Below are 24,616 nucleotides of genomic sequence, written 5' to 3'. Positions count from 1 at the left end.
ATTTATTATATTACATCCCGTAAAATAAAGCATTTCATATCCATTATAAAAAAATCCTAAGGCCAATGCCTTAGGATTTAGCTTCTATTCATCACTTCTAAGCATTTGATTTTCACGCGTTTCTTTTGTCCAACGTACGTTTCCATTACTAGCAAGGTAAATATCATAAGCATCCGGATGGACTGTAGTGTTTGAGTCATCACAATCATCATAGTAAGCGTTGCATAGACTTTCAACAATTTCTCTAGCAGTAATTTCTAATCCGTGAATTTTAGGTGGAATCGCGCTTATGTAGTATCGTGCGACGGTGACTAATTGATATGACTGCGCAAATGGTGCCTCAATTAAGGATTCTGGCGCCATCCATTTAATTGGACCAGCATAAGCTTGTAAATTTTCTTCTGTTTCTAGCGTCCCTTGCCAATTTGTTTCATCCCCAAGATAATTAACAGATTTATAGGTGGTATCTAATACCATTTCATTGTTTAAACTTAGGCTTTTACTGCTGCCTTTGCCCCAACACCATAATGTTGGTTCATTATCTAAAGCACATACTTCTTGGCTTGAATGGGCTACACTATCTAAATCAAAATTCAAATGAACTTCTGAGAGGCTTTTATAATAATCATAGCCTTTTTTTCCACCCAAAAGACGGGTTGAATTGTCACCAATTCCCCATAAGGTATTATCGGATAATCGGATTAAAAGCGTATCACCTACAAGATAAAGTTCATATACGGTAGGGATGCCATCACCATCAACATCGTCATCTAAATAATCAGGTAAAACCATTTTAACTGGCCCACCACCCCAAGCGTGGTCTTTTCCTGTTCCTAATTTTTTATCGCCTAAAATTAACAATTCGTTATTTTCACTTACTAAAACGATGGTGTTAAATGAAGCTGCCATATGCGTAATATGGCCTTCAAAATACATATAAACGGCTTCTGAAATATTTTCGTTCATTAGTTCTATTTCAGTAAACCAATGATTTGCATCATCTCCCCATAAGAATACGTTATGGAAGTTAGTAAGAATCATTACATTTGTATCTGTTACTACAATATCTATAATAAAATGCTCTGTTTCTCCACAAAGACCATTATCTTTAAGGAAGTGATCAGTTTGATCACACCAAAAATCTTTAACATTTGTTGGGCTGATTAGTGCATTAGTCGATTCTGTTTCACTAATCATATTATACGTATTCGTTCCCCAAGCATAAACATTTCCATGACTAGTTAAAGCGAAAGTTGTTCTTTCATTGCCTATAAACTTAATAATGGTTTCATCAACGTCTAAATCAAAATAACTCGTAATATCTATAAAACGATTACTGCTTACTTTATCGGCCGTGCCTAGTTGCCCATATCTATTATCACCCCAGGCATATACATTCCCGTTGGATTGAACCATAAAGGCATTATATGACCAAGTGAAAACACTATTATCTTTGTCTTCATCTGGATCAACAAAACCTTTTTGCATAGTATTTTCTACCCAACCCATTTCATCAAGTGCAAGCGGATTTTCTTGATTAGATTGAATATGCAAATCGCCTAAATCATCGATAATAAATAAGGCAATATCATTCATAAATATTTGCTTAGGTGTTAATGAATGATACATATCAATAATCATATCGTAGGTTTCATAATCCCATTTTGCATACAAAGTAAAACTTTCTTCACGGGTTTCTAAATCCGTTGCTGGAAAGGTTAAGTCCTCATCAAAAAACCATCCGCCAAAAATTAACCCTCCAACCGATGTTAATGCAGGTAAATCTATAGATTCCCCACGTCTATAAGTCAATGGATGGAGTCGTATTTCGCTGTTTGATTCAAAGGTAATAGTTAGTGAAGCTAACGGTTCTTCTAACCCATTACAAGCAGCTAATATGAACGTAAAACTAAAAAATAAAAACAAACTTAAAAATTTCTTCATTTTAAACCCTCCTAAATGATTTCCGTAATTAACAGTTTATATTAATTACGCATAATCATTTCTAGCATTAAACTAGTGAGGTTACATAAAGACTTAATTAAGTTTATTTAGTTTAAGTATATGGCTTTGTTGACTAATTTAAAAATAATATGCGGTAAAAGTTATTAAAATATGGAAAGAAAGCTAAAAACAAGTCCACCTAATGCAATACTGTGGATAATTGCTAAACGAATTATGGTTTTAGTTATATCTATGTTATTTTCCAAACTATTTCTTATGATAAAAGTAGAAATCAGCATCGAAATACTTGCAGGGATTATGAAATAAAGCATTGGGATAAGTGGGTACTCTAATGGTTCAACTCGGTTATAAGTTAATAATACTAAAATAATTAAATAATTAATATTTGTTACATAAGCCATAGAATAATAAATAATTTTAGTTTGATTAAGCTTCATAAATTACTCCTTTATACTTTTTGTAGCAAAAAAACATTTGATATTTAATTCATGTAATCTACCTTGCCCATTGGTATCTTCATACAAATCTAGAAGTCTAAACCCTGCTTGGAGTTGCCCTCCAATTTGTTCTTCTAATGTATGAGAAAATTGAATCCCCCAATCATTGTCTAAACATTTTTGATAAAGTGCTTCATCTTCAAGTGGATTAAATGGAAGTTTTTGAATAATCATCGTTTCTTGTTCATCAACAATGTAATTGATTGAATTATCTAAGCCTGATAATAATAAACCACCTTTTTTTAATACGCGATAACACTCTTTAAAGACACTTTTAACATCTTTAATATAACAATTAGAAACCGGATGAAAGATTAAATCAAAACTTTCATCATTAAATGGTAGTGGTTTGGTCATATCTGCATGAACAATATTAATATGGTAACCTTCTCTTTGTGCGATGATGCGTTCACTTTCTAATTGTTTTGTTGAATAATCTAATACTGTACAGTCCGCACCTAGTGCTTTAAATATTGGCATTTGTTGGCCGCCACCCGATGCAAGCCCTAGTATTTTAAGTCCTTTTACATCAGGAAACCAATTTTTTGGGACTTTAACTGTTGGCGTTAAGACAACATCCCAGTCGCCATTTAATGCGGCTTGATATATTTCTTTAGTAATGGGTTTTCCCCACTCCCAGCCCTCTTCAACCCATCGGTCTATGACTGCTGAATTAATGTTTTGATAATTTTTCATGCTACACCTCTTAACTAAATATAATAGTAATCAAATTACTTCTGATTAATTAATTATAACACTATACTTACAAGTTGATGATAAAAAAAATGAACCGCACAAGCGGTTCACTTAGGAAGAAAATAGAAGAAATTCCATTTTTTATAAATGATGATTAAACCAAATATCTATTTCACGCTTTACATCTTCATATGATTCTGATGCGTGAATAAGATTTCTTAGCATACGGTTTTCATCTCTAGCGATGGCAAGTGAATCAATACCGTATTTGCCTCTAATGGTTTCTTTTCTAGCTAAAACTGGGTCTGTGGCTCCGATTAAATCTCTCATAAATCTTACCACATCTTCACCCTCTTTAATGAGTTCAATGATAATGACTTTTCTATTCTCAAACTCATCTAATACGAGTTTTTTAAATGTATTTCTACCGATACGTCTAATAACATCATCATAATGTTTTATAATGTTGTCTTCATTTACAATAACTTCTTTTAAACGATTAATTGAAAAACCAAAACTTTTTATATAATCAATAATCTCATCTACGAGATTGCGTTCTAGTGCATCAGGTTTAAGCATTACAAATGTATTTGTTTGCATTAAAAAATCTTTACTGAACGATTTTTGTACCAGTTTTACCTAAAATCGCATCTTTTGCTTTATCTAGTGAGGCAATAACACTGGTTCTACCAGGGTTATTTTCAACAAAAGATATTGCAGCTTCTACTTTAGGTAACATACTACCTGGTGCAAAATGTCCTTCTTCAATATATTGCATAGCTTCTTTAACCGTCATCGACTCTAACGCTTTTTGATTTGGTTGATTAAAATTAATCATGACACGATCAATTGCTGTTAAGATAAATAAATAATCTGCATTTAAAAGTTCAGCTACTTTTGCGGAAGCAAAATCTTTGTCAATTACAGCAGCCACACCTTCATAACCATGATCTTTTTTGATTACAGGAATTCCGCCACCACCTACGGTAATGACAATAACGCCTTGATCAGATAAGGTTTGAACAATGTTTTTTTCTACAACATCAACCGGTTTAGGACTAGGGACTACACGGCGGTAACCTCTCCCTGAATCTTCTACCATGACATAATTTTTAGTCTTAGTTAGTGTTTCGGCTTCTTCTTTAGAATAAAATGCCCCTATCGGTTTTGAGGGATTTTTAAATCCTGGGTCATTTTCATCAACAACAACTTGTGTCACGAGTGAGACGACCTCTTTTTTAACGTTACGCTTGTTTAATTCTTCACGTATTGCGTTTTGAAGGTGATATCCAATATAGCCTTGGCTCATTGCTCCGCACTCAGGAAACGGCATTAAAGGGGTGTTCGCATATTGATTAGCTGATTCCATAGCTTTGTTAATCATCCCTACTTGCGGTCCATTTCCATGTGCAATGATTAGTTGATGTCCTTCTTCTATTAAATCTACTAGGGGTAGTGCCGTTTCTTTAACTAATTTTAGTTGTTCCTCAGGTGTATCGCCTAAAGCATTTCCACCTAGTGCAATTACAATTTTCATACACTTCTTCCTTTCTTTGTGTTAATTTATCACGTTTCCATTACGAATGATACTTAATGGTTTGTCAATATATGATAGTACTTCTGCAGCGTTTTTAGCTGGTAATATCGTTAAATCTGCGCGGTTTCCTACCTTAATACCATAAGCTTCATAACCTAGTACTTTTGCGCCTTGATCTGTAATCATGCTTAGGATAGCTTCGTTTTCTTCTTTCGTAAAGAAACGGTGAACGTAACTAAGGACTAAAGCTGGATGACGAACATCTAATGATCCTAGTGGATTAAAGAAATCTCGTGCATTGTCTGAGCCTATTGCGCAAAGAGTTCCAATATTAAGTAGCGCTTTAACGGGTGCTAACTGACGGGTACTGATTGCAGTTGGTGCGATGGTTACAGTCATACCACTTTGTTTAACATAATCTAACGCTTCTTTTAATTCATCCTCATTTAAAGCAGACATAGTACATAAATGAATTCCATTTACTTTGCCTTGTAAACCAAGTTCAACAATTTTATCAGAAACATATGGTAGTAAATAATGTTGTCTTTGACCTGATTCATCTAAATGAAATTCTGCAATAATATTATATTTCTTCGCTAAATTTAATATGAAATCAACATGAGGTTTCCCTTCATTGTTAATAATCGTATGTCCACCAATTGCGTCAACGCCTAGTTTAATAGCTTCTTCAAGTAAATTTTGTGTTTGATCATCAAAATAAATACCTTCTTGTGCTAAAGCTGCAACTTGAATATGTATAATATCTTTATATTCTTCTTTCAGTTTAAGCAAGGCTTCAACACCTTTTAATCCTACACTTGCATCAACATCAGCATTTGTACGTAAAACAAGTGTCCCTGATGCAATTGCACGCTTTATCATAGAATGTGCACGTTCATAAATATCATCGAACGTAAATAGGGCTTTTTGTTCACGGGTAAGTTTTCCTTTTTCAGGTCCAGTCCCATCAATATAGGCTACACGTGGATTAAGTAAACATTTATCTAGATGTGAGTGTGCATCAACAAATCCAGGAATAACTAAGTTGCCTTCAGCATCAATGATTTTTGTGGCTTCGATTGATAAATTTTTACCAATTTCTTCAATAAGGTTGTTGTTGATGGAAATATCTACGATACTTCCATCTAACAATGCATTTTTTATTAAAATTTTAGCCATTATTCTGTCTCAGCAATAACCGCTAGTAAGTTTGAACCCAGTGGTCCTTGGTGTTCAAATCCTGCTGAAGCTAAAATCATTGTATCTTGAATCATTGCACCAACAATTGAGTTAATAACAGCTTTAGCAATAATTCCTTGATAACCTGCTAAGAAATCTGATTTTAATGTTGTTCTACGTCCACGAATACTACCTGTTGCATCAGCACCTGCATTAATGAATGCTGCTGCAATACGTTTTTGGTCTTTTTCAATTAATGCACCGTTTTCAAATGTTAATCCTAATGATTCAAACGTTTTAACTGCACTTTGAACATCAATGGTATCTTTCATAACACCTGAGGCAATAGTAAATTTACTATTTGCTTTAGTCGAATTTCCAAATAAAACAACTTTACTTGCCACTTGTTCATTTCCTGCGGAAGTTGAAGCTACTTTTGAGTTTAAGCTCCAATCATTACAAATAACTTGATCTGTAATTTGATCTTCTCTTACCTCACCAAGTGCTACGGCTACCCCTAAAGCTGATGCCCCTTTAGATTTCGCCCCTGCTTCAGCAAAGTTTTTACTGACTACTTTTTGTCCTCTACTCTCAGCATCTGCAACGCGTGCTGCTGTTAAGTTTGGACACTTAACTTCTACTAAATGAACATCACTAATATCTTCAATTTGTGCATCTTTCATTGCTTGTTTAACGGCTTCGGCAACAAGTAAAACATGGGTTTTAGTTCCATATTCTTCAGGTTTTAAAATACGTGTTTTAGCAATCCCAATTGCTAAACGTTTTTCATCTGTTTCTTGAGTTTGTTCTTCACTACGTGTAAAGACAGTATAGTGAGGACTCATTAATCCACCAGTTAATCCAATCATTAACATTGGGATTTTTTCGGTTACAGCTTCGCGTGTGGTATTTAATGCTTCTGATAATAATAGTTCGAAGTTTAAGTTCGCATATCCACGTGCATATCCATCCCCTTCAGTTTGAGCAATAATGGCTACAATTTCTTCTGGGTTGATGGTTTTGTTATCGATTAACTTTTTTAGTTCACTTACATCATCTGGTCCGTTCATTGGTAGTCTATAAACACCTACATTTTTCATTTTTTTACGCTCCTTTTATTGTTTTATTCATTGTAACTAACGCTTCTTTAAACATTGGCATTGGCGCGCGAGCTACACCCGCTCCAATCATACCAACACCAGCTTTTTTACTTGCAATCGCAGTATTAATGACTGGACATGATCCAGTTTCAACAACTTTTACAATATCGATTCCGGTCGGGGTGCCTCTAAATTCTAAGTTTGGAATCGTAAAATCACGACTTTCTGATAAAGTAATATCATACATTTCGCTTGTATAATTTAAGGCATCTTGATAGGTACCAGCCCCTAATATTTTAACAATCGCAGGACCTGCAACCATCGCAAATCCACCTAAACCAGCTGTTTCCATAATAGCACTATCCCCAATGTCTTTATTGGCATCATCTTTAGTGTATCCAGGAAAATATAATCCATCAACCTCAGCCGCATCCGCTGTAAACCATAAATCTTCTAATCCACTCACTCTAATTCCGATTTCTACGCCGTTTCTAGCCATAGCTGTAACCATTGTAGAGTAAGGAATATTATGTGCTGCATCTGATGAGGCTTTAGATGCTGCCATAGCGAAATTCAAGAAGAATTGATCGTTATTTGTGGTTAAGAATTTTGTAATCGTTGTGAGGGTTTCTAAGTCATCACTTGTTCTTACTAATCTTTCAATAATTGCTTTAATAAATATCGTTGATGAGGCATTGTTTCTCATATGAAGTTCATCACCCATATTTAATGCTTGAGCAATGAGTACTTTTAAGTTAATTGGATCGCCTACAGTTAACGCTTTTTTCATCGCTGGTGCTAGTACAGTTTCAATCCATTTAAGTCTTTTAACTGTATTTTCACTAAATGCACCAAACCTTGCTACATCACCGGCACCTTCATTAAAGGTTGAATAAGCATAATTACCATGTTTATCATTTTTAACACAGATTAACGGCATAGAGTGACTAATAATCCCTGTCATTGGACCCACCGCTTGGCGGTGATGACATGGTTCAAAAGTAATTTTACCTGAACCTGCTAATTCATAAGCTTCTTCATCTGTATGGGCTAACCCTTCATATTTTAAGGCTGCATATACAGCCCCTTTCATCGGTTCGCTCATCGCTTCCCACTGAATCGGTGGACCTGCATGAAGGAGTGTGTGTTTATCTAAACCTAATACATCAGAAGCGATTTGGACATCGACCCATATAGGTTGTGCATCTTTTAAGCGATTTACAGCTTCTAAGTTGGCTTTTTCTACACGTTCATCTGATTGTATAAAATTAATCATGTCAATAAGGGCTTGATCGCCCCCTGCTACTGGTTGCCAATCGACTTGACAACTAGGCGTTGCTTGATCATTTAGTGCCTCATGAAACATTTCAATTCCAATGTTTGCGACTTTCACTTTTGCTTTAAATAATGAATTTAAGGACTTCATAAAATCACCACGCTTTCTTTCGTTGTCATAGTATAATCGTTACAAATAATATTGCACCGACAATGATTGCTGCACTAACTGCAATCGGAATAATTTTCTTTAAAATAATACCTTCTTGACCTAAAATACCTGCCGTTGTTGTCCCTAAAATAATGTTTCCTGGACTAAGTGTATTCCCAATCGCACCACCTGCAGTTTGCGCCCCTAAAACTGGTGCTACATTAACATTTAAAATTTGTGCGGTTGTTAATTGGAATTCACCAAACAAGATATTTGAAGCCATATTTGAACTTGTCATAAACGAGCCTAATAATCCAACAAGTGGGCTAAATACTACATAAGAAACACCAAGTGTTACGGCAATTCCTTGTGCTAAAACTAGTGTTTGTCCTGTTCCACCCATAACTCTACTCATTACGATAAAGCCAATTACCGCAATAGATGATGGTATCGTTTTTTGCCAAGAACGTCGCCAAACTTCTTTTCCACCTGCTTTTTTAATCCATCCATTTTTATAATAAAAGAAGAATCCAATTGCAGATGATAAAATTAGGAAAATCCCGGCATGAATGAGTAATGCAATTGGTGAAAACATTTGAACACCAGGATTAATATATCCATAACCTGTTACAGTTTCTGGGAAGGAAAACCCAATGCGAAATTGTCCTAAGAAATTTCTTACAGGCATAACAAGTAACACAAATAATGTAATAAATGTTAAAACATAGTACGGGAAGAATGCTTGGTGAACGCCCATATCTTTAGGGTAGTCTTCTAAGTTTTCTTCTAATTTATCACGGTTCATGATTGGACTTTCATCTAACTTCCATGTTTTTCCGTAACGCTTTGTTTTACTTAATGCAAATACGACAATTAAGGCAATTGAAGCCGGAATAAACGCCGCAAGTGTTTGGTTAATTTGTGTTAGGATAATTTGTCCTCCACCATGAATCAAAGAAATTATAAGTACTGCAACAAATCCTTTTTTAACGCCTTCTTTTTTACCATATAACCAAGAAATAGCAATTCCAGTTATAAAGTTAAAGATCCAAATAAAGATTGCAGCCCAAAGTGCTGTTTGTAGTAATAATTCTGGATTTTCGCTTAAATTGGTTTGTAAAACCAGTGCATCCCAAGCAACAGATAACGTTCCAAACGTATTTGCCCATGCATGTCCAATTAATGGAATAACCACAGCATAGATTGGTTTTACACCAAGACCAAGTAATAAGGGTGCGCCAACGGCTACTGGTACACCAAATCCTGTAATCCCTTGTAAGAAACTAGTAAACACCCAACCAATTGCAATCACTTGAATTAGTTCATTTGGGGTAACTTTTTTTAACCCGTTTCTAAATACCGTAAACGCTTTTGCCTCACTAACTACTTCGTATAACAAAATAGCTGGCCAAACAACGAGTAATACGGCAAACGCACTCCAAAATCCTTTAAAAATCTCAAAGGAAATTAACGTGAAATCTGCACGATAAAATACAAATGCGTTAAATAAAGCAATCAGCAAACCAAGGGGAGCGGCTTTATTAGCCCCCCATTGCTTTCCTGCCATTAAATATAATAATACAATAATCGGTAATGCGGCTAAAAACCACATCCCTATATTAACTGGAATATTCATATCATCAACATCTTTCTATCTGTAAGTTAATCAAGTTGTTTAAATAAAGCATTAACTGCTTTTTCAAAACATTGATATGGTGCTTTAACAATCCCTGCACCGACTTGTCCAATACCTGGTTGCTTATGTGCCATTCCGGTATTGATAACTGGTAATATTCCAGTTTCAACAACTTTACGTGCATCGATTCCTGTTGCTGTTCCTTGAAAGTCCATCGTTGGAATAATTAAACTTGGACTTAAACCAACTGTAATTAATTGCATGTCTAGTGAGTATTGTATTGCTTCTTGAACACTAGATGCGCCAACAAATCTTACAACTGCAGGGCTTGCACCCATTGAAAAGCCTCCAACACCGATGGTTTCAACAATCGTTGAATCTCCAATATCCGGATTTGCATCCTCTGCAGTATAACCTGGAAAGTATAATCCTTCTGGTTGGTTAACTGGAGCTTCAAACCATGTATCTCCTAATGCACTAATTTTAATCCCGAAGTTAGTTCCATTTCTACTCATTGCAGTTACAACGGTTGAATAAGGAATATTTTTAACAGGATCCATCATTGCTTTTGCGGCTACCATTGCAATATTTAAGAAAAACTGATCATTACCTGTCATAAACGTAGTAATTGCAGGTAATTCAGGATTATTTTGTTGGGTTTTAACTAAATGTGGCATTAAATCACGAATGATTAAACTTGTAGCCCCATTATTTCTTTGATGCATTTCATCACCCATAGCTAATGCTTTAGCCATGATAACTTTTAATGCAATTGGGCCACTTGATTCAAGGGTTGTTTTCATTGCTGGTGCTAGTTCTTTTTCTAACCACTTTAAACGGTTAATGACATCTTCTCCGTTTGCACCAAAGCGCATAACTTTTCCTAACCCTTCATTAAATGTACAATAAGCCACGTTACCAAAACGACGGTTTTCTACTTTCCATAACGGCATAGAGTAGGTAATCATCCCAGTCATTGGTCCTACTGCACCAAGTGCATGGTTACTAACAAAGTTAATGCCACCCTCTAAAACAAGTTTTTCAGCTTCTTCTAGACTTGGTGCCAATGATTCATAGACTATTGCGCCTAAAATAGCCCCTTGAAGTGGTCCGCACATATCATGCCATGCTAGAGGTGGACCTGAATGTCCAATGGTGTTTTTTGTCATGTTAGGTAATACATCTTTTGCATATACTACATCTACTAATAAAGGCTCACTTTCATTAATGCGGTTAAACGCTTCTATATTTGCTTTTTCGATACGTTCATCATTTAATTTTTCTAATATTTTAGCCATTTCATGGTTCCCGTTTGCAGGGGGTCTCCAATCAATGTGTACTGTTTGAATATTTTGTTTAGTTAGGGTATCTTCAAATGTTTCAATCCCTAAATTGGTGACTTTCAATGGTTGATTAAATAAATCGGTTGCTCTACCCATTAATAACGCCTCTTTTCTTTAGAACTTTAATCGCAAATTGCGCAGCTTGAGCATTTGTAGGTAATACATAAATACCTGCATCTTTTAAGTTTTGCTCATTACGTTCTAAAGATTGAGGGTCATTTTTCGTACCTGTCACCGAAGCTACGAAGACTATATCAGATCTTGTTTCTTTAACTTTATTTACCGCTTTAATGATTGAAGCTGATGGGTCTTCATTACTTCCGTATCCTAAAACACAATCAAGTAAGATAACACCTGTATCTGTTTCAAGTCCTTCTTTAATGATACGATTAGCACGCGCGTCTGGGTCAATCATTGGATGCGGTTTACCATCTGTGAAGTAATCTTCTCCCATATCAAGTACTGTATGTTTTGTTGATACTTCTGGGTTTTCAATGATATATTTTTTGTCTACAGCAATGTTTGAATACACATCACTTAATTCTTTACTTAACATCAGTAAACTTTCATAAGCAAGTGTTCCACCTGTATAAAGTGCACGAATATAAGGTGCGTTTGATGCTGGCACTGTATTTGCTAAAGCATCACTATTTAAATAAAGTGGACTATTAGTTACTGAATCAACAGTGTCATTATTAGCAACTTTAACTAAAGCATAAGCGGCTTCTTCTAAAGTGCTTGTACCAATAATGTTTGTGCCTTTAAAAACATCTAAATCCCCACCTAAGAAACACGCAACGATTGGTTTATTAATTGTTTTAGCTTTTTCTACGATTTTCTTCATAACTTCTTGTGCAGGTGGTTTTGATACAATACCAATGACTTCAGTCATATCATCTTGTGCTAATGCATCAAGGGTTAATAACATCATACGACCACCGATATCTTTTTTAAGATCTCTTCCGCCTGTACCAAGTGCTTGTGAAATACCGCCACCGAGTTTATCAATAATGACACTAACTTCTTGAAGACCGGTTCCACTCGCTGCGGTTAATCCAATATTTCCACGACGAATCACATTCGCAAATCCTAATGCAACGCCGTTGATAATAGCGGTCCCACAATCAGGACCCATCATTAAAAGACCATTTTCAATCGCATAATCTTTTAATTCGATCTCATCTTGAATGCTAACATTATCACTAAAAAGCATGACATGAATCCCTTTTTTAAGGCATTTCATTGCTTCAGCTTTTGCATATCTACCTGGCAAAGAAATAACAGAAATATTAATATCTGGAACTTCTTTTATGGCTGCATCTAAATTTTTAACACGTTTAGATTTTCCTGTATCACTAGTTGTTTTTTTGTTTTCAAATTGCGCATTTAAAACAGATACTGCCTCATCTACTGCAACTTGAGTTTCAGCATCTATTCCAATAACTAAATCATTGGCTGTAATTGAATCTAAATGTTTTTCTTCTAAAATACCCGAAGCTAACATTAATGATTTATTATGATCTGTTCCCATCATGACTGCAGCTTGTTTTACACCAGCTACACCATTTAACTTGCTTGAAAAAAGCATTAAGGTTACAGAATCAAAATAACTATTTGCTTTTATAATATTATGAATCATAATTTTTCCCTCCTGATGTTATTCCAATAGACAACCCCATTAAATAATCTCTACCCGAGGTTTGTCCCATTTGTCCAATTTGTGTAACGATTGGTTTAACAGGTAATTGATTGGACAATGCACTATGTAAACTCAGGATACTTTCAATGAAGATTCCCTTGCATGCATAGTTAATAAAGTTTCTACTAATAATGCTTGTCGCATTTTTATTTTCTAATATTTTAAGTACATGTTGTTTTATTTCATGAAATTTATTGAACTGGTTACTTAGTAATAACCCTGCGAGTAACCCACTCACAATGTCATCCCCAGAAGGCGTTAACCCCTCTCCAAATCCAATAAGATGATAGATTGCTTCAAAGCAGTCTTTTTCATGATTTAGTGCGTTTTTTAAGTCGTGAATTCTATTATTAAGTGATTGAGAAGTAAGAGAAGGACCAAAGAAATCAAGTGGTTTAAGCTCATCATAAATAGTTTCTGTTAAGTCATGAATGTGTGAGTCATCTAAAAATCCAAATATATCTATATGTCTGATTAAGTTATGATGTGTAAATGATAAATTCACTTTATTAAACTCAACATCTTCTATGAGTAGTCTATCTTTAGATAAGATTAATGATTGAATAGGTTGTGTTAAGGATACAAATGTTTGTTCATCAATTTCTAAGATAATTCCCATAGGTGAGGCTTCTCTTGAATGATCATGCAAAGCAATGATATCATCATCACAAGCAAAGTTCACAGTATGTTTGAAATCAGAATGTCTTTTATAAATTTTTACATCCTCGATTTCAAATAGATGTCTTGGGATACTACTAATCATATGATCCCTCCTTACTAATCACTATCGTTTAAGCGCTTTGTGTGTTTGTTGAAAGATTTTTAGCTTTTTGTTTTTCTTTTTGTTTTTCTCTTTGTTTTTGCCAAATGATGATTCCTACTAATACCGCTACACCAATAAAGTCTGTCCAAAGCGGTATTAAAACAAGCGTTAAGGACGCAATCCCTAACAAGACATTGTCATACCATCGATTTCTAACAAACAAGTATCCTTGCATAACGGAGGAGAAGGCCAGTACACCAATGAGTGTGGTTGCGAATGCCCATACGATTTCTCCTGTTGTTCCCATCCATAGTAATGAAGGAATAAATACGAACATAATTGGAATATAGTAAATGGCTAACCCCATACGGAGTGAATACCAACCAGTTTTCCATACATCGGCTTTGGCTATGGCCGCAGCAACATAACTAGATAATGCAACTGGTGGTGTAATAACTGATAATTGGCTTGTCCAGAATACAAAGAAATGGGCTGTAATTAGAGGAATACCTAATTGTACAAGTGCAGGTGCTGTCATCGTAACTAAAATTAAGTAAGCACTTGTTACGTTCATACCCATACCTAAGACGAAACTAGCTGCCATAACTAAAAGTAATGCAATAGGTAAACTTCCACCTGAAACTTCGATAATAATACTACTTACCTTCATTCCTAATCCTGGTAAAGCAATGGCTGCAATTAAAATCCCAACTGTTCCGGCTGTTGTTGCCATTGAAAGTGAGTTTTTACCACCGGCTGATAATGCATCAAATAATTTTCTAGGTGTCATACGTGTTTCACGTCTGAACCATGAAATTACAAACGATGCTACAATTGACCAAAATCCTGCTAATGCCGGTGAATAACCTCTTGCCATAACTACGATGATTATCGTAATCGGTACAAAGTAGTACCATCCTTTTAGTAATACACCTTTAAGTGGTGGTAATTCTTCTTTAGGAATGCCACGTAAATTAAATCTTCTTGCCTCAAGATAAACCATGAATACCATACTTAAGAAGAAGAGTAGGGCAGGAATTAATGCCGCACGTGCAATTTCTAAATATGGAACACCAATGAATGCCGCCATTAAGAAGGCTGCAGCACCCATAATTGGTGGCATGAACTGCCCTCCGATTGAAACAACTGCTTCAACCGCCGCTGCAACGTGCTTACGATATCCACGATTAATCATCATTGGTATTGTGATTGATCCTGTAATCGCTGTATTTGCTGTTGATGAACCAATAACTGATCCAATCATCCAACTAGAAAATACTGCTGATTGAGCTGCTCCACCTGTAAATCTACCTACTGCTGCTTTTGCAAGTTCTATGAAGAACTGACCCGCACCAGAAGCTGATAAAAAGGCTCCAAATATAATGAATAAGAAAATAAAAGTTGAGAATGTATAAACGACTGAACCAAAAATACCTTCAGTTGAAGTGTACATAACACTAATAATACGGTTTAAACTATATCCACGGTGATAAAGCGCACCAGGCATATAATTTCCAAAATGTGCATACAGTAAAAATAACCCAGCAATAATAACTAGTGGTAATCCTACAGTACGACGACTTGCCTCAAGTACAAGTCCTATTGTGATGATTCCAAGTGTTAACTGTAATGATGTTAAAGGGATTCCTGCACTCATAGTAAAATCTACAAAGTAAATAATGAAATACCCGATAACAATAAATGTTAACCCAATTAAAACGAAATCTATGATGTTATAAACAATATTACTTCGGTCTTCTTTTTTACGTCTAGGGTTTGATAAGAACGTTAAGAATAATGCAAAAAAGATATATAATCCTCTTGCAAATTGAACTTGCCATACACCAAACGCTGCTTGATATAAGAAGACAGCTGCAAATACTGCTGCAACGATCTTAACAACAAGCCCTCGAACCGTTTTGGGTTCAACTTGAGCCTCTGTAATTTCTTCTATGTCCACTTTTCTAAGTTTGGGTCTTTTAATCATGATTTGTCCTCCAAATAAATAATCTTAAAGTAATTAAATCTATAAAACAACAGATGAGCCATATTGGCTCAAATGTGTTTTATATTCTTATAATTAATCGATTAATCCTGCTTCAGTATAGTATTCAATTGCACCTTCATGTAGTGGTAAATCGATAAAGTTAAAACGACTGATTCCTGGTGATAATTCTGAGAATGCTGCTTGTACAGTTACTAAATATTCTCTACCTTCTTCTGAGAACATTACACGTAACATTTCACGAATAACCCAATTTGGTACATCGTCTCTTGCTGCCCAAATAACTGTATATCCAACAGTTCTTACATCTTCAGTTAAACTAGTATAAGCACTAGCTGGAATGGTGTATTCAATATGGTAAGGATATGCTGCTAAGAAAGTATCTACATATTCTTGTTCAATTTCTAAAATGTTTAATGCATGGGAAGCTTCAAGTTCGATTAAAGCTGGTACTGGTGAAGTTCCACCAATAATGAAGCCATCAATATGTCCATCACGTAATGATGAAGCTGAATCGTTAAATCCTAAATACTGAATGGTAATTTGATCTAATAAGCCAATAGCCCCTAAGAACTCTTCCGCTACTGATGCTGACCCTGATCCACGTGGTCCAATTGAAATGGTTTTACCAATTAAATCATTGATTGAAGTATATCCATCTCTTTGTAAAGTAACAACATTTAAAGCACCATCATGAATATTAGCTACTGCGCGTAGTCCAGTATAATTTTGATCTTCAAACTCACCTTCACCACGGAAAATATTATAAGCTGTTGATCCGTATAAGAATCCCATTTCGGTTTCTCCTGAAGCCATTAAGCGTGCATTTTCAACAACACCTAAAGATACTTCAGCTGTAACACTTAACCCTTGAATTTCTCTTGATGTAAGTGCTGCAATTCCACTTCCTGCAACGTAGAATGTTCCACCTTGACCACTTGTTGCAAATGAAACATCTGCGCGTCCAAATTCACCTTCGGACATGGTATTACACGCAGTTAATAATCCCAAAGTTAAAGCTAGTAAAAACAAGAAACTAATCTTTTTAAACATTGTATTTCTCCTTTTTTTTTTTTTTTTGTTAAGTGTCTATGTTGTCTATATTTTAAAGGATAGATTTGATAGAACACATAAATTAAACGCTTACATTTTCACATATATTTACACCATTAACAATGGTTAAATCATACCAAAAATTAAAATACCCGTTGTGCACTATGCACAAAAAAACAGAGGTATAGCAGTTGCTTACCCCTGTTTTATTATGCACTATCACCTTTTTTATGTTGTAATTGAAGGATTTTATAAACTTTTATAGCGAGTTGAAAATTAAAGTTTTGCTCAGCATTGTTTAAGTCTGAAGATAAAATTTGTTTAATTTTATCTAATCGGTAAATCACAGTATTTCTGTGGACAAATAATTGCTTTGAAGCTTCACTAATATTACCATTACATTCATAATACATTTCTAGGGTTCTAAGTAAATCACTATTGTGGTTATAATCATATTCGGGTAATTCTCCTAAGGTATTATGAAAAAAATCTAATAAATGATCTGTATCTATCGTTGAATCGATTAGATGATAACTAATTAAATCACTGAAATAGTAAATTCGTTTCCCTGTTTTTAACATAGGTGAGATTTTAATGACATCAAATGCGATTAACGTTGATCTACCAATATTTATAAACTCTTTGCAAACATTACTAACTCCAATTACGAATTTATTTTTTGGAATTCTATTCACTAATGAATCATCCAATGATTTCATAAATAAACGAATATTTGTTTTAGGCAAATCTTTCAATTCATCTTCAGCTAGCTCTATGAAACATACTACATTGCCTTGTCTTGAGAATGAATGTACCATTTTTTTATGTTTTAAAGCCGTATCTGCAATCAAATCAATCACGGTTTTAACGACATCAGATTTACTATCTTCTATTTTGACAACCATTACGACATGCTGCATATCGGGGTTAATTCCATGGACTTGTGCTAAACTTTTCAAAGCATTAATAGACATAATTTTACCGTGTAACAAATCATCAAAGAAGTCTTGTCTTAACTTGTTTCGCGATTCTTCTATTTGTCTAGTTTTAATCCGTTCTAAGGCTAGACTCATGGATGCAGTTTCAACTGCAACATAATCAATGCGTTCCATTTTTCTAATGGTTTCCCAAATAATTAAATAACCATAAATCGTATTTGAGTGGATAATCGGTTTAATTCTACATGTAATTGAACCGTGCGGAGTCACAAAATCCTCTTTAATGCTTATTGGGAATGCTTTAATATCTTTAGGAATGTTTTCTGTGAACTCATAAGGAAAACATTTACTTCTTACAACTAGTGGTAAATAATCTTTTAACGGAAACGGATTGTCATGATGTTCTGCATAACTAAGCAAATTAAAACTACTATCAAGCATAATAACTGGATTTGTAATCAATGTCTTTGCAATATCAACGATTTCCCATATATCGCCACCATCTAATGCACATTGATTAAATGTTTTTGTGATATATTTATATTTTTTTAGTTCTGAACTTTCTCGCTGAAATATTTCGTCATTAATGATGTTAGATACTTGAGCTAAACTGTAAGTAAAAGGAATTTCAACAATAGGAAAGTTGTATTTTTTTCCTTCATCAAGAATTGTTTTAGGAATCTCATCCCAATATCGTTTGATTTTAATTCCTAGTCCTGAGCAATTTAAATCTGCTAGTTCCTTGACCAAAGTCTTTTGACTATCAATGTCATCTTTAAAAATATACCCTGTTGTCATTAAGAAATCACCCGCTGTAAACCATTCATACGAGTGTGGATTATCAATAATATTTACATTATGAATCTCATTTTTCTCTTTTAACTTACCAGTTACAAGCCTAACCCCTTGTAATTTTTCGTGTTTAATTAATTCTTTGATTGTTAAACCTGCCATTAGTAGTCTCCTATCACATTAAACTAAACGAATACTTACCCTTATCATACCATATTTTAAATAATCTATAATCTATAACAATTTATTACAAAAAAAGCTCGCAACTGAGTTGCGAGCTAAATTTAAAGTTAACTTTTTTCTGTAATAAGCTTTGATTGGTGATGACGTTCTCTAAATTCAATTAATGCTTCGATTTGCTCTTTCGTATACTTATCTTGTTCTTTTGCGACGACTACTTTACAACCTGGTTCGTTAATGCGTTTGACGATCGCAACCACATAACCTGTAAACTCTTCGATTGGATCAAATTCTCCAATTACGTAGGCTTTAATTGGTTTTTCTCTAGTAAAATACTTTGGTAAATACCCGAAATTTATCGGATATACACTCCCGTGATTAGGGCTTTTGCAACCCAGTGGGCGATCGACAACTACCTGTACTTCTGTGCCTAACAACTCTTCCATAATAAAGTCCTCCTAGATTCGCAATTTATACGATTTTTTCAAACTTCAATGATAAAAGCGATTACATTATAGTTAAATTATAACCTTTATATTGAAAAAATGTAACCACTAATTAAAAATCATTTGATAATTTAAAACTGTAGAACTTTGTTTTTACGTTGTAGCATTTTTTTGTCTGCTAGTTTGACCATATCCTCAATCGATTTGAACTCAGTATTCATCTCTGCAACCCCGTATGAAAATGATATTTTATACTGATCAAGTATTTTATCTTTAGGGAACAATTTCTCTAATTCTCTTAATGCAGCCTTAGCACCTTCTAAAGTAGTATTTCTAAGTATTAGTAAAAATTCATCGCCGCCAATTCTTCCAACTGAATCACTAACTCTTAAACGCGTCTTAAGAATGTTAGCAAATGCAATAAGTACTTCGTCACCTGCATGATGGCCATATGTATCATTTATTTTCTTAAAATCGTTAATATCTACCATAACACAACAAAATGGATCTTTGTTTCTATTATATAGGTGGAACATTGATTCAAGCTTCTCTACAATACTACGACGATTATCTATACCCGTTAACGTATCCACACGAGCTAACGCATGTAACTCTTTAACAAGTAAAAAATTTTCAAGATCAGATTCAATACTATCTTTAAACGTTTCAAGTAAAGTTCGATACTTGTTATTAAATGTATTTTTTTTGTTATCTAAAATACAAATTGTTCCAAACATTTTACCATTTTTCCATTTTATAGGCATTCCGTAGTATGAAATCATATTCAAAGAGACATCCGGATTATCTTTCCAAACTTCATCCTCTAGTGCATTCTCAACAAGTAATTCTTTATCGTTTCCAATGACAGTTTCACAATATAATCCGTGTCCATATTTTTCCTTACTATAAGTTTCGTAAGGATTTTCTTCGTTCTTACTCTTCATGAAAACTTCAATATCATTTTCATTAAGTCTCATAATCAGTGCTGCAGGCACTTCCAAAATTTCTGCGCAAATGTCTAACATCTTTTGCCATCTAATTTGAGTGTTATCATCCAGTCTTAAATCGGATTCTGAAATGTCAACTGTTCTTGTTTCTTTTAGTTCTCTTAAAAAAACTGTTGCTTTACCCATAAATCCACCCCGAATTTCGTGTTTTTTAAAACGATGATTTTACCCTTTGTTACGCCCTTAATATGCTTTTTTAGGTTATTTATTTTTAATGTAGAACAATTCGAGAACTTTTAAAAGAGCAAGTATGTTGATAAAAGGAAATGTATAAACAGTGATTAAATTGAAATTAATCAACTTGATTTTAATTTATTATAACAAATCTAATTCATTTAACCATTAAATTGGCTTTGTTTATTTAAACTGTTATATCATATATGATATGATAAAATGTTTTTATTTTTGCTTGTAAACCTTGTAATGAGAACGTAAAATTGCTTCTTCATAGAAAATTTCTATACCATGTTCTTTTATTTTATAATTGTTTTCTATCCATTCATCAATGATTTCGGGCTTGAAAATATCTGTAGTTAACTTGTCGCATGGAAACTCATTGCACTCTCCACAAAAATCTACGCCATGATCAAGGGTGCATTCTAGTATAAAACAGTTTTTTATGCAACTATTTTCACTTCTTCCTTCTCGACATCCGTTACAATTTCCCTGAGTATATTTGTTTAGATGATTATAAAACGCTTTAAATGTTTCAGCATGATCCTTATGTTCTTCGGGAAGATACTTGTTTTGAAACTCATAGTAGCCTTCAAACATGTTTTTAAGTTGTTTTGAATATTTTTCTATTTGCCCGCCCTTCATAGCTGGGCAAGTGATGCATGATAGTGAACATGGTGCTATTGCATTTAAAATTCTCTCATCTCTCATAAAACCCCTCTTTTCCTATTCCTTATCCTTAACCTCATTATAACGAACAAATCACTTTTTTATACCTTTTTTATTCTGTTTACAACTACATTACATGATATAATATACATAATTAAGGAGGTAAATATGAAAACGTTAAATCAAACATATACACTTAGTAATGGAACTAATATCCCTAAGATTGGCCTTGGTACTTGGCAAATTGATAACGGAGACTCTTGTTATAATTCAGTAACTATCGCACTTAAAAACGGGTATCGTCACATTGATACAGCTGCTGGGTATCGAAATGAAGAAAGTGTTGGCAAAGCCATTAGAGATTCTGGTATACCAAGAGAAGAAATTTTTGTAACTAGTAAACTTGAAAGTCACATTAAAAGCTATGAAGAAGCGCTTGAAGCCTTTGAACAAACTATGGAGGCGCTTGGTTTTGATTATCTTGATCTTTATTTGATTCACGCGCCTTGGCCATGGAGTGAAATGGGTAAAAATTGTGATGAGGGTAATGTCGCAGTTTATAAAGCAATGGAAAAACTATACAAAGAAGGTCGTATTAAAGCCATCGGTGTTTCTAATTTTTCACCAAAAGATATCGATAATATACTCAAGCACTGTGAGATTACGCCACACGTTAACCAAATCGCTTACTTTATTGGATTAGACAATGATGAAATAGACGCTTATTGTAAAGAAAAAAATATTTTTATTGAAGCTTACTCACCACTTGCAATTGGTTATGCTTTATCAAATGATCAAATTCAATCAATGGCTAAGAAGTATAATGTATCTCCTGCACAAATCTGCATTAGATATTGTATCCAAAAAGATACAGCACCATTACCAAAATCTACACACGAAGGTAGAATCATTGAAAATTCACAAGTAGATTTTGAAATAGCTGATGAAGATATGAAAATGCTAGAAAACATTAAAGGTGATCCAAGAAGATGGAACTAAACTAACGTTTTTACTAATTAGATACGTGTAAAAGACACTTCCATATTATAATAACTTATATGGAAGTGTTTTTATGTGGCTATAATTGGCGCAATCTATAAATTTTACTAGGAGGAAAACTATGAAAATAATGTCTTTTAATTTACGTGTTGATGTTTTAGAAGATGGTGTTAACGCATTTTCAAACCGTTTAAATGCAATAACCGCATTTTTAAATAAAGAAAACCCTGATGTGATTGGATTTCAAGAAGTTAGACCAAATATGCTAGAAAGCTTAATTAAAATGTTACATAATTATGCTTATGTAGGAGAACCAAGAGCGTTAAATGATGAATATAATCCGATTTTCTATAAAAAAAATTATACTAAAAAACACACACAAACTTTTTGGTTTGGCAATACCCCAAATATAAAAGGAAGCAAGCATCCAGATGCTTACTTCCCTAGAATATTTACAACACTCACCCTTACCATAAATAAGACAAATTATGAGTTTGTGAATACACATTTTTCACACATTTCTCACATTGCTCGTGTTAATAGTTTAAAAACTATTGTAGATTACTATATTACACGTAAAACAAAGCTACCATTTATTCTAATGGGTGATTTTAATGCCCATCCAACACAACAGGTTAATGAAATATTATCGCCTCACCTTGATTCGTGTTGGAATCATTATTTTGACGATAATTTGACCTTTCATGGGTTTAGCGATTTAACTAAAGGCGACCCAATTGATTATATATGGGTGGATAAATCAATCATTATAGATACGGTTACTATTTATAAAGAAAAAGTAAATAACCAATATTTATCTGATCATTATCCTATTTCTATTGTTATTAATAACACGTAATCAATTTCTTTTAACGCTATTTAGTTTTATTGATGACCAACCTTAGGAACGATGCATATAAACTTAAACGGCGTTTTACCTACGTTTTTAAATTGATGTAGCGTGTTTTCTGGTACAAACGCGTACGAACCTTGTTCGACTGGATAATCTTTACCATCAATCATTAAAACACCATTACCTTCAATCATATAATTAATATGTGGCCATGGGTGTTGATGTTTTGGCGTAAAACCATCCTCATCTACTTCAACCACACGCATAACATGATCTTCCCAACCTTCAAAATTTCCCACTAAGACTTTCATTGATGCATTTTGAGCACTTGGATGGGTAATTACAGTACTTTGTAAATCTTTTAAATGTCCTACCATTTTATTCACCTCAGCCGTATTATATCATAAATAAATAACCGTCTATTAAAATAGTGATTACTTGATTAGTTTTCTTAATTTTCGTAAACTATACCTATAATCCTATAAAGGAAGTTACAAGATGATTAATCTTTATCTTAAACTAACTGGTAGAGTCCAAGGGGTTGGAATGCGCTATTTTATTTCTCACCTTGCACATAAATATGAACTAAAAGGTTATGTAAAAAATCTCAGTGATGGCAGTGTTGAATGTGTTGTTGAAGGAAAAGAAGAACTTATTAAAGAATTTTTTGATAAACTTAAATCTAGTTCTCCTGGTGTTATTGAAAATATCACTAAACATGAATCTCCTTACACAAAATCATTTACTAATTTCGAAGTGCGCTACTTTTAAATCGTTAAAAAAGCCTAAAATTAAGGCTTTTTATTTTGTTTCTATCTTAGAAATATAAAACTGTTCTTGGAAATATGTTTGTAACTGAATTTCTTTTGCGGTAAAAGTCACTCCGATTGGAGCCATAACTAACTTATCTTCAATATCATTCTTTCTATGAATAATGGCTATAATTTTCCCTTCATAAGAACTAACTTTTTCATCTACCCCAAGTAGATAAACATCAAGAGCTTCCTCATCGGGCGCAATTTCATTTTCAATGTACCCATAATTTATCGGATAGATAATCTCAGGATGTTTTGGGTGAATAGCACCTATAGGACGGTCAATCTTTATCTTTACTACTTTTCCTAAAAAGTTATAAACTTGAGCCTTTCTAATTGTTTGCTTAATAAAATCTGCTTTTAACTCAGTATACATAGGACGGTTATGTTCAAATGCTATTAGTAGTTTTTCTTTTAACTGTTCGTAAGCTTTTGCTACTTCGGCGTTTTGATTTAAGTAATCTCTAAAATATATATGGTTTCTCCACTCTTGTGATTCATTATGAAATACGTGAAGATGATGGGTTGAAACCGTCTTATTGTTGATTTTCCGATTAAAATACATCGCATTTGGTAAATTAGCATGACGATTATAAATAAATCCCAATGCTTCTAAATCACTAATATAGTTTTTAACAGACGAAAAATCATCAACTTTAAGTGCTAAGTCAATAATGGGTTTAGCTTTAATTAAAGGGATTGAAGTACTTCCTATGTGTTGTATATCTAAGGCGTTTTCTTGAAAGATATTGCTTAATAATTGAATCATATGGTTGGCTTCATTGATCCAAGCTGAATTATGACTTTCCAGTTTAACAACACCATTTTTTAGACCAATCATTTC

Annotated in this window: 23 protein-coding genes; 3 read left to right on the top strand and 20 right to left on the bottom strand. The window is 33.9% G+C overall.

Annotated features, from left to right (window positions below; translation table 11 throughout):
* Nucleotides 1-84 precede the first annotated feature (84 nt).
* From ACHAJD_RS01680 to ACHAJD_RS01595, 18 genes are all read right to left on the bottom strand, one after another.
* A complete protein-coding gene (locus ACHAJD_RS01680; RefSeq protein ID WP_435584117.1) occupies nucleotides 85-1,944 on the bottom strand; it encodes an InlB B-repeat-containing protein in 1,860 nt (619 codons plus the stop codon).
* A gap of 164 nt (nucleotides 1,945-2,108) precedes the next feature.
* A complete protein-coding gene (locus ACHAJD_RS01675; RefSeq protein WP_435584116.1) occupies nucleotides 2,109-2,402 on the bottom strand; it encodes a hypothetical protein in 294 nt (97 codons plus the stop codon).
* Between the two features lie 3 nt (nucleotides 2,403-2,405).
* Nucleotides 2,406-3,158 (bottom strand): class I SAM-dependent methyltransferase, encoded by a 753-nt coding sequence (locus ACHAJD_RS01670; protein WP_435584115.1) that lies wholly within the window; start codon nucleotides 3,156-3,158, stop codon nucleotides 2,406-2,408.
* Nucleotides 3,159-3,299: 141 nt separating this feature from the next.
* Nucleotides 3,300-3,758, bottom strand: a complete 459-nt coding sequence (locus tag ACHAJD_RS01665) for a nucleoside-diphosphate kinase (protein WP_435584114.1) — start codon at nucleotides 3,756-3,758, stop codon at nucleotides 3,300-3,302.
* A 10-nt stretch (nucleotides 3,759-3,768) separates the two neighbouring features.
* Nucleotides 3,769-4,695 carry a carbamate kinase gene (gene arcC / locus ACHAJD_RS01660; protein WP_435584113.1) on the bottom strand — a complete coding sequence of 309 codons (927 nt, stop codon included), beginning with the start codon at nucleotides 4,693-4,695 and terminating at the stop codon, nucleotides 3,769-3,771.
* A 21-nt stretch (nucleotides 4,696-4,716) separates the two neighbouring features.
* A complete protein-coding gene (locus ACHAJD_RS01655; protein WP_435584112.1) occupies nucleotides 4,717-5,874 on the bottom strand; it encodes an amidohydrolase family protein in 1,158 nt (385 codons plus the stop codon).
* Complete coding sequence (locus ACHAJD_RS01650) at nucleotides 5,874-6,974, bottom strand: ring-opening amidohydrolase (RefSeq protein WP_435584111.1); 1,101 nt, start codon at nucleotides 6,972-6,974, stop codon at nucleotides 5,874-5,876. The genes ACHAJD_RS01655 and ACHAJD_RS01650 overlap by 1 nt, the downstream gene beginning before the upstream one ends.
* A 4-nt stretch (nucleotides 6,975-6,978) precedes the next feature.
* The gene (locus tag ACHAJD_RS01645; protein ID WP_435584110.1) at nucleotides 6,979-8,400 is read right to left on the bottom strand and encodes a YlbE family protein; all 1,422 of its coding nucleotides are present in this window, start codon (nucleotides 8,398-8,400) and stop codon (nucleotides 6,979-6,981) included.
* Nucleotides 8,401-8,425: 25 nt separating this feature from the next.
* Nucleotides 8,426-10,036: an L-lactate permease gene (locus ACHAJD_RS01640; RefSeq protein ID WP_435584109.1), complete on the bottom strand. Its 1,611-nt coding sequence runs from the start codon at nucleotides 10,034-10,036 to the stop codon at nucleotides 8,426-8,428.
* A 26-nt stretch (nucleotides 10,037-10,062) separates the two neighbouring features.
* A complete protein-coding gene (locus tag ACHAJD_RS01635; protein WP_435584108.1) occupies nucleotides 10,063-11,475 on the bottom strand; it encodes a YlbE family protein in 1,413 nt (470 codons plus the stop codon).
* A complete protein-coding gene (gene fdrA / locus ACHAJD_RS01630) occupies nucleotides 11,468-13,018 on the bottom strand; it encodes an acyl-CoA synthetase FdrA (RefSeq protein ID WP_435584107.1) in 1,551 nt (516 codons plus the stop codon). Before fdrA ends, ACHAJD_RS01635 begins: the two co-directional genes overlap by 8 nt.
* Nucleotides 13,008-13,841, bottom strand: coding sequence for an oxamate carbamoyltransferase subunit AllH family protein (locus ACHAJD_RS01625; protein WP_435584106.1), 834 nt, complete (start codon nucleotides 13,839-13,841; stop codon nucleotides 13,008-13,010). The genes fdrA and ACHAJD_RS01625 overlap by 11 nt, the downstream gene beginning before the upstream one ends.
* 28 nt (nucleotides 13,842-13,869) lie before the next feature.
* Nucleotides 13,870-15,828: a TRAP transporter permease gene (locus tag ACHAJD_RS01620; protein WP_435584105.1), complete on the bottom strand. Its 1,959-nt coding sequence runs from the start codon at nucleotides 15,826-15,828 to the stop codon at nucleotides 13,870-13,872.
* Nucleotides 15,829-15,921: 93 nt separating this feature from the next.
* Nucleotides 15,922-16,899: a TAXI family TRAP transporter solute-binding subunit gene (locus ACHAJD_RS01615; RefSeq protein ID WP_435584104.1), complete on the bottom strand. Its 978-nt coding sequence runs from the start codon at nucleotides 16,897-16,899 to the stop codon at nucleotides 15,922-15,924.
* A 209-nt stretch (nucleotides 16,900-17,108) separates the two neighbouring features.
* On the bottom strand, nucleotides 17,109-18,791 hold the full coding sequence (locus tag ACHAJD_RS01610; RefSeq protein WP_435584103.1) for a PucR family transcriptional regulator: 1,683 nt from the start codon (nucleotides 18,789-18,791) through the stop codon (nucleotides 17,109-17,111).
* 128 nt (nucleotides 18,792-18,919) lie between these two features.
* Nucleotides 18,920-19,255 (bottom strand): inorganic pyrophosphatase, encoded by a 336-nt coding sequence (locus ACHAJD_RS01605; protein ID WP_435584102.1) that lies wholly within the window; start codon nucleotides 19,253-19,255, stop codon nucleotides 18,920-18,922.
* A gap of 131 nt (nucleotides 19,256-19,386) precedes the next feature.
* Nucleotides 19,387-20,388 (bottom strand): sensor domain-containing diguanylate cyclase, encoded by a 1,002-nt coding sequence (locus ACHAJD_RS01600; protein WP_435584101.1) that lies wholly within the window; start codon nucleotides 20,386-20,388, stop codon nucleotides 19,387-19,389.
* Between the two features lie 273 nt (nucleotides 20,389-20,661).
* Nucleotides 20,662-21,147, bottom strand: coding sequence for a DUF3795 domain-containing protein (locus ACHAJD_RS01595; RefSeq protein WP_435584100.1), 486 nt, complete (start codon nucleotides 21,145-21,147; stop codon nucleotides 20,662-20,664).
* Nucleotides 21,148-21,273: 126 nt separating this feature from the next.
* Between ACHAJD_RS01595 and ACHAJD_RS01590 the strand changes: the two genes are divergently transcribed.
* The gene (locus ACHAJD_RS01590) at nucleotides 21,274-22,104 is read left to right on the top strand and encodes an aldo/keto reductase (protein WP_435584099.1); all 831 of its coding nucleotides are present in this window, start codon (nucleotides 21,274-21,276) and stop codon (nucleotides 22,102-22,104) included.
* Nucleotides 22,105-22,225: 121 nt separating this feature from the next.
* Nucleotides 22,226-22,963 (top strand): endonuclease/exonuclease/phosphatase family protein, encoded by a 738-nt coding sequence (locus ACHAJD_RS01585; protein ID WP_435584098.1) that lies wholly within the window; start codon nucleotides 22,226-22,228, stop codon nucleotides 22,961-22,963.
* 26 nt (nucleotides 22,964-22,989) lie between these two features.
* On the opposite strand, the gene ACHAJD_RS01580 is transcribed toward ACHAJD_RS01585, so the two are convergent.
* Entirely contained in the window at nucleotides 22,990-23,334 is a 345-nt protein-coding gene (locus ACHAJD_RS01580) for a cupin domain-containing protein (RefSeq protein ID WP_435584097.1), read from the bottom strand.
* Nucleotides 23,335-23,455: 121 nt separating this feature from the next.
* Between ACHAJD_RS01580 and ACHAJD_RS01575 the strand changes: the two genes are divergently transcribed.
* A complete protein-coding gene (locus ACHAJD_RS01575) occupies nucleotides 23,456-23,728 on the top strand; it encodes an acylphosphatase (protein WP_435584096.1) in 273 nt (90 codons plus the stop codon).
* 30 nt (nucleotides 23,729-23,758) lie between these two features.
* Here ACHAJD_RS01575 and ACHAJD_RS01570 read toward each other — a convergent pair whose 3' ends face one another.
* The gene (locus ACHAJD_RS01570; RefSeq protein WP_435584095.1) at nucleotides 23,759-24,613 is read right to left on the bottom strand and encodes a GrpB family protein; all 855 of its coding nucleotides are present in this window, start codon (nucleotides 24,611-24,613) and stop codon (nucleotides 23,759-23,761) included.
* Nucleotides 24,614-24,616: the final 3 nt, after the last annotated feature.

The sequence above is a fragment of the Liberiplasma polymorphum genome (assembly GCF_043951795.1).
Lineage (GTDB): Bacteria > Bacillota_I > Bacilli_A > Izemoplasmatales > Izemoplasmataceae > Liberiplasma > Liberiplasma polymorphum.
Note: the sequence above shows the minus strand (reverse complement) of the source record. Positions and strands in the feature narration are given on the sequence as shown.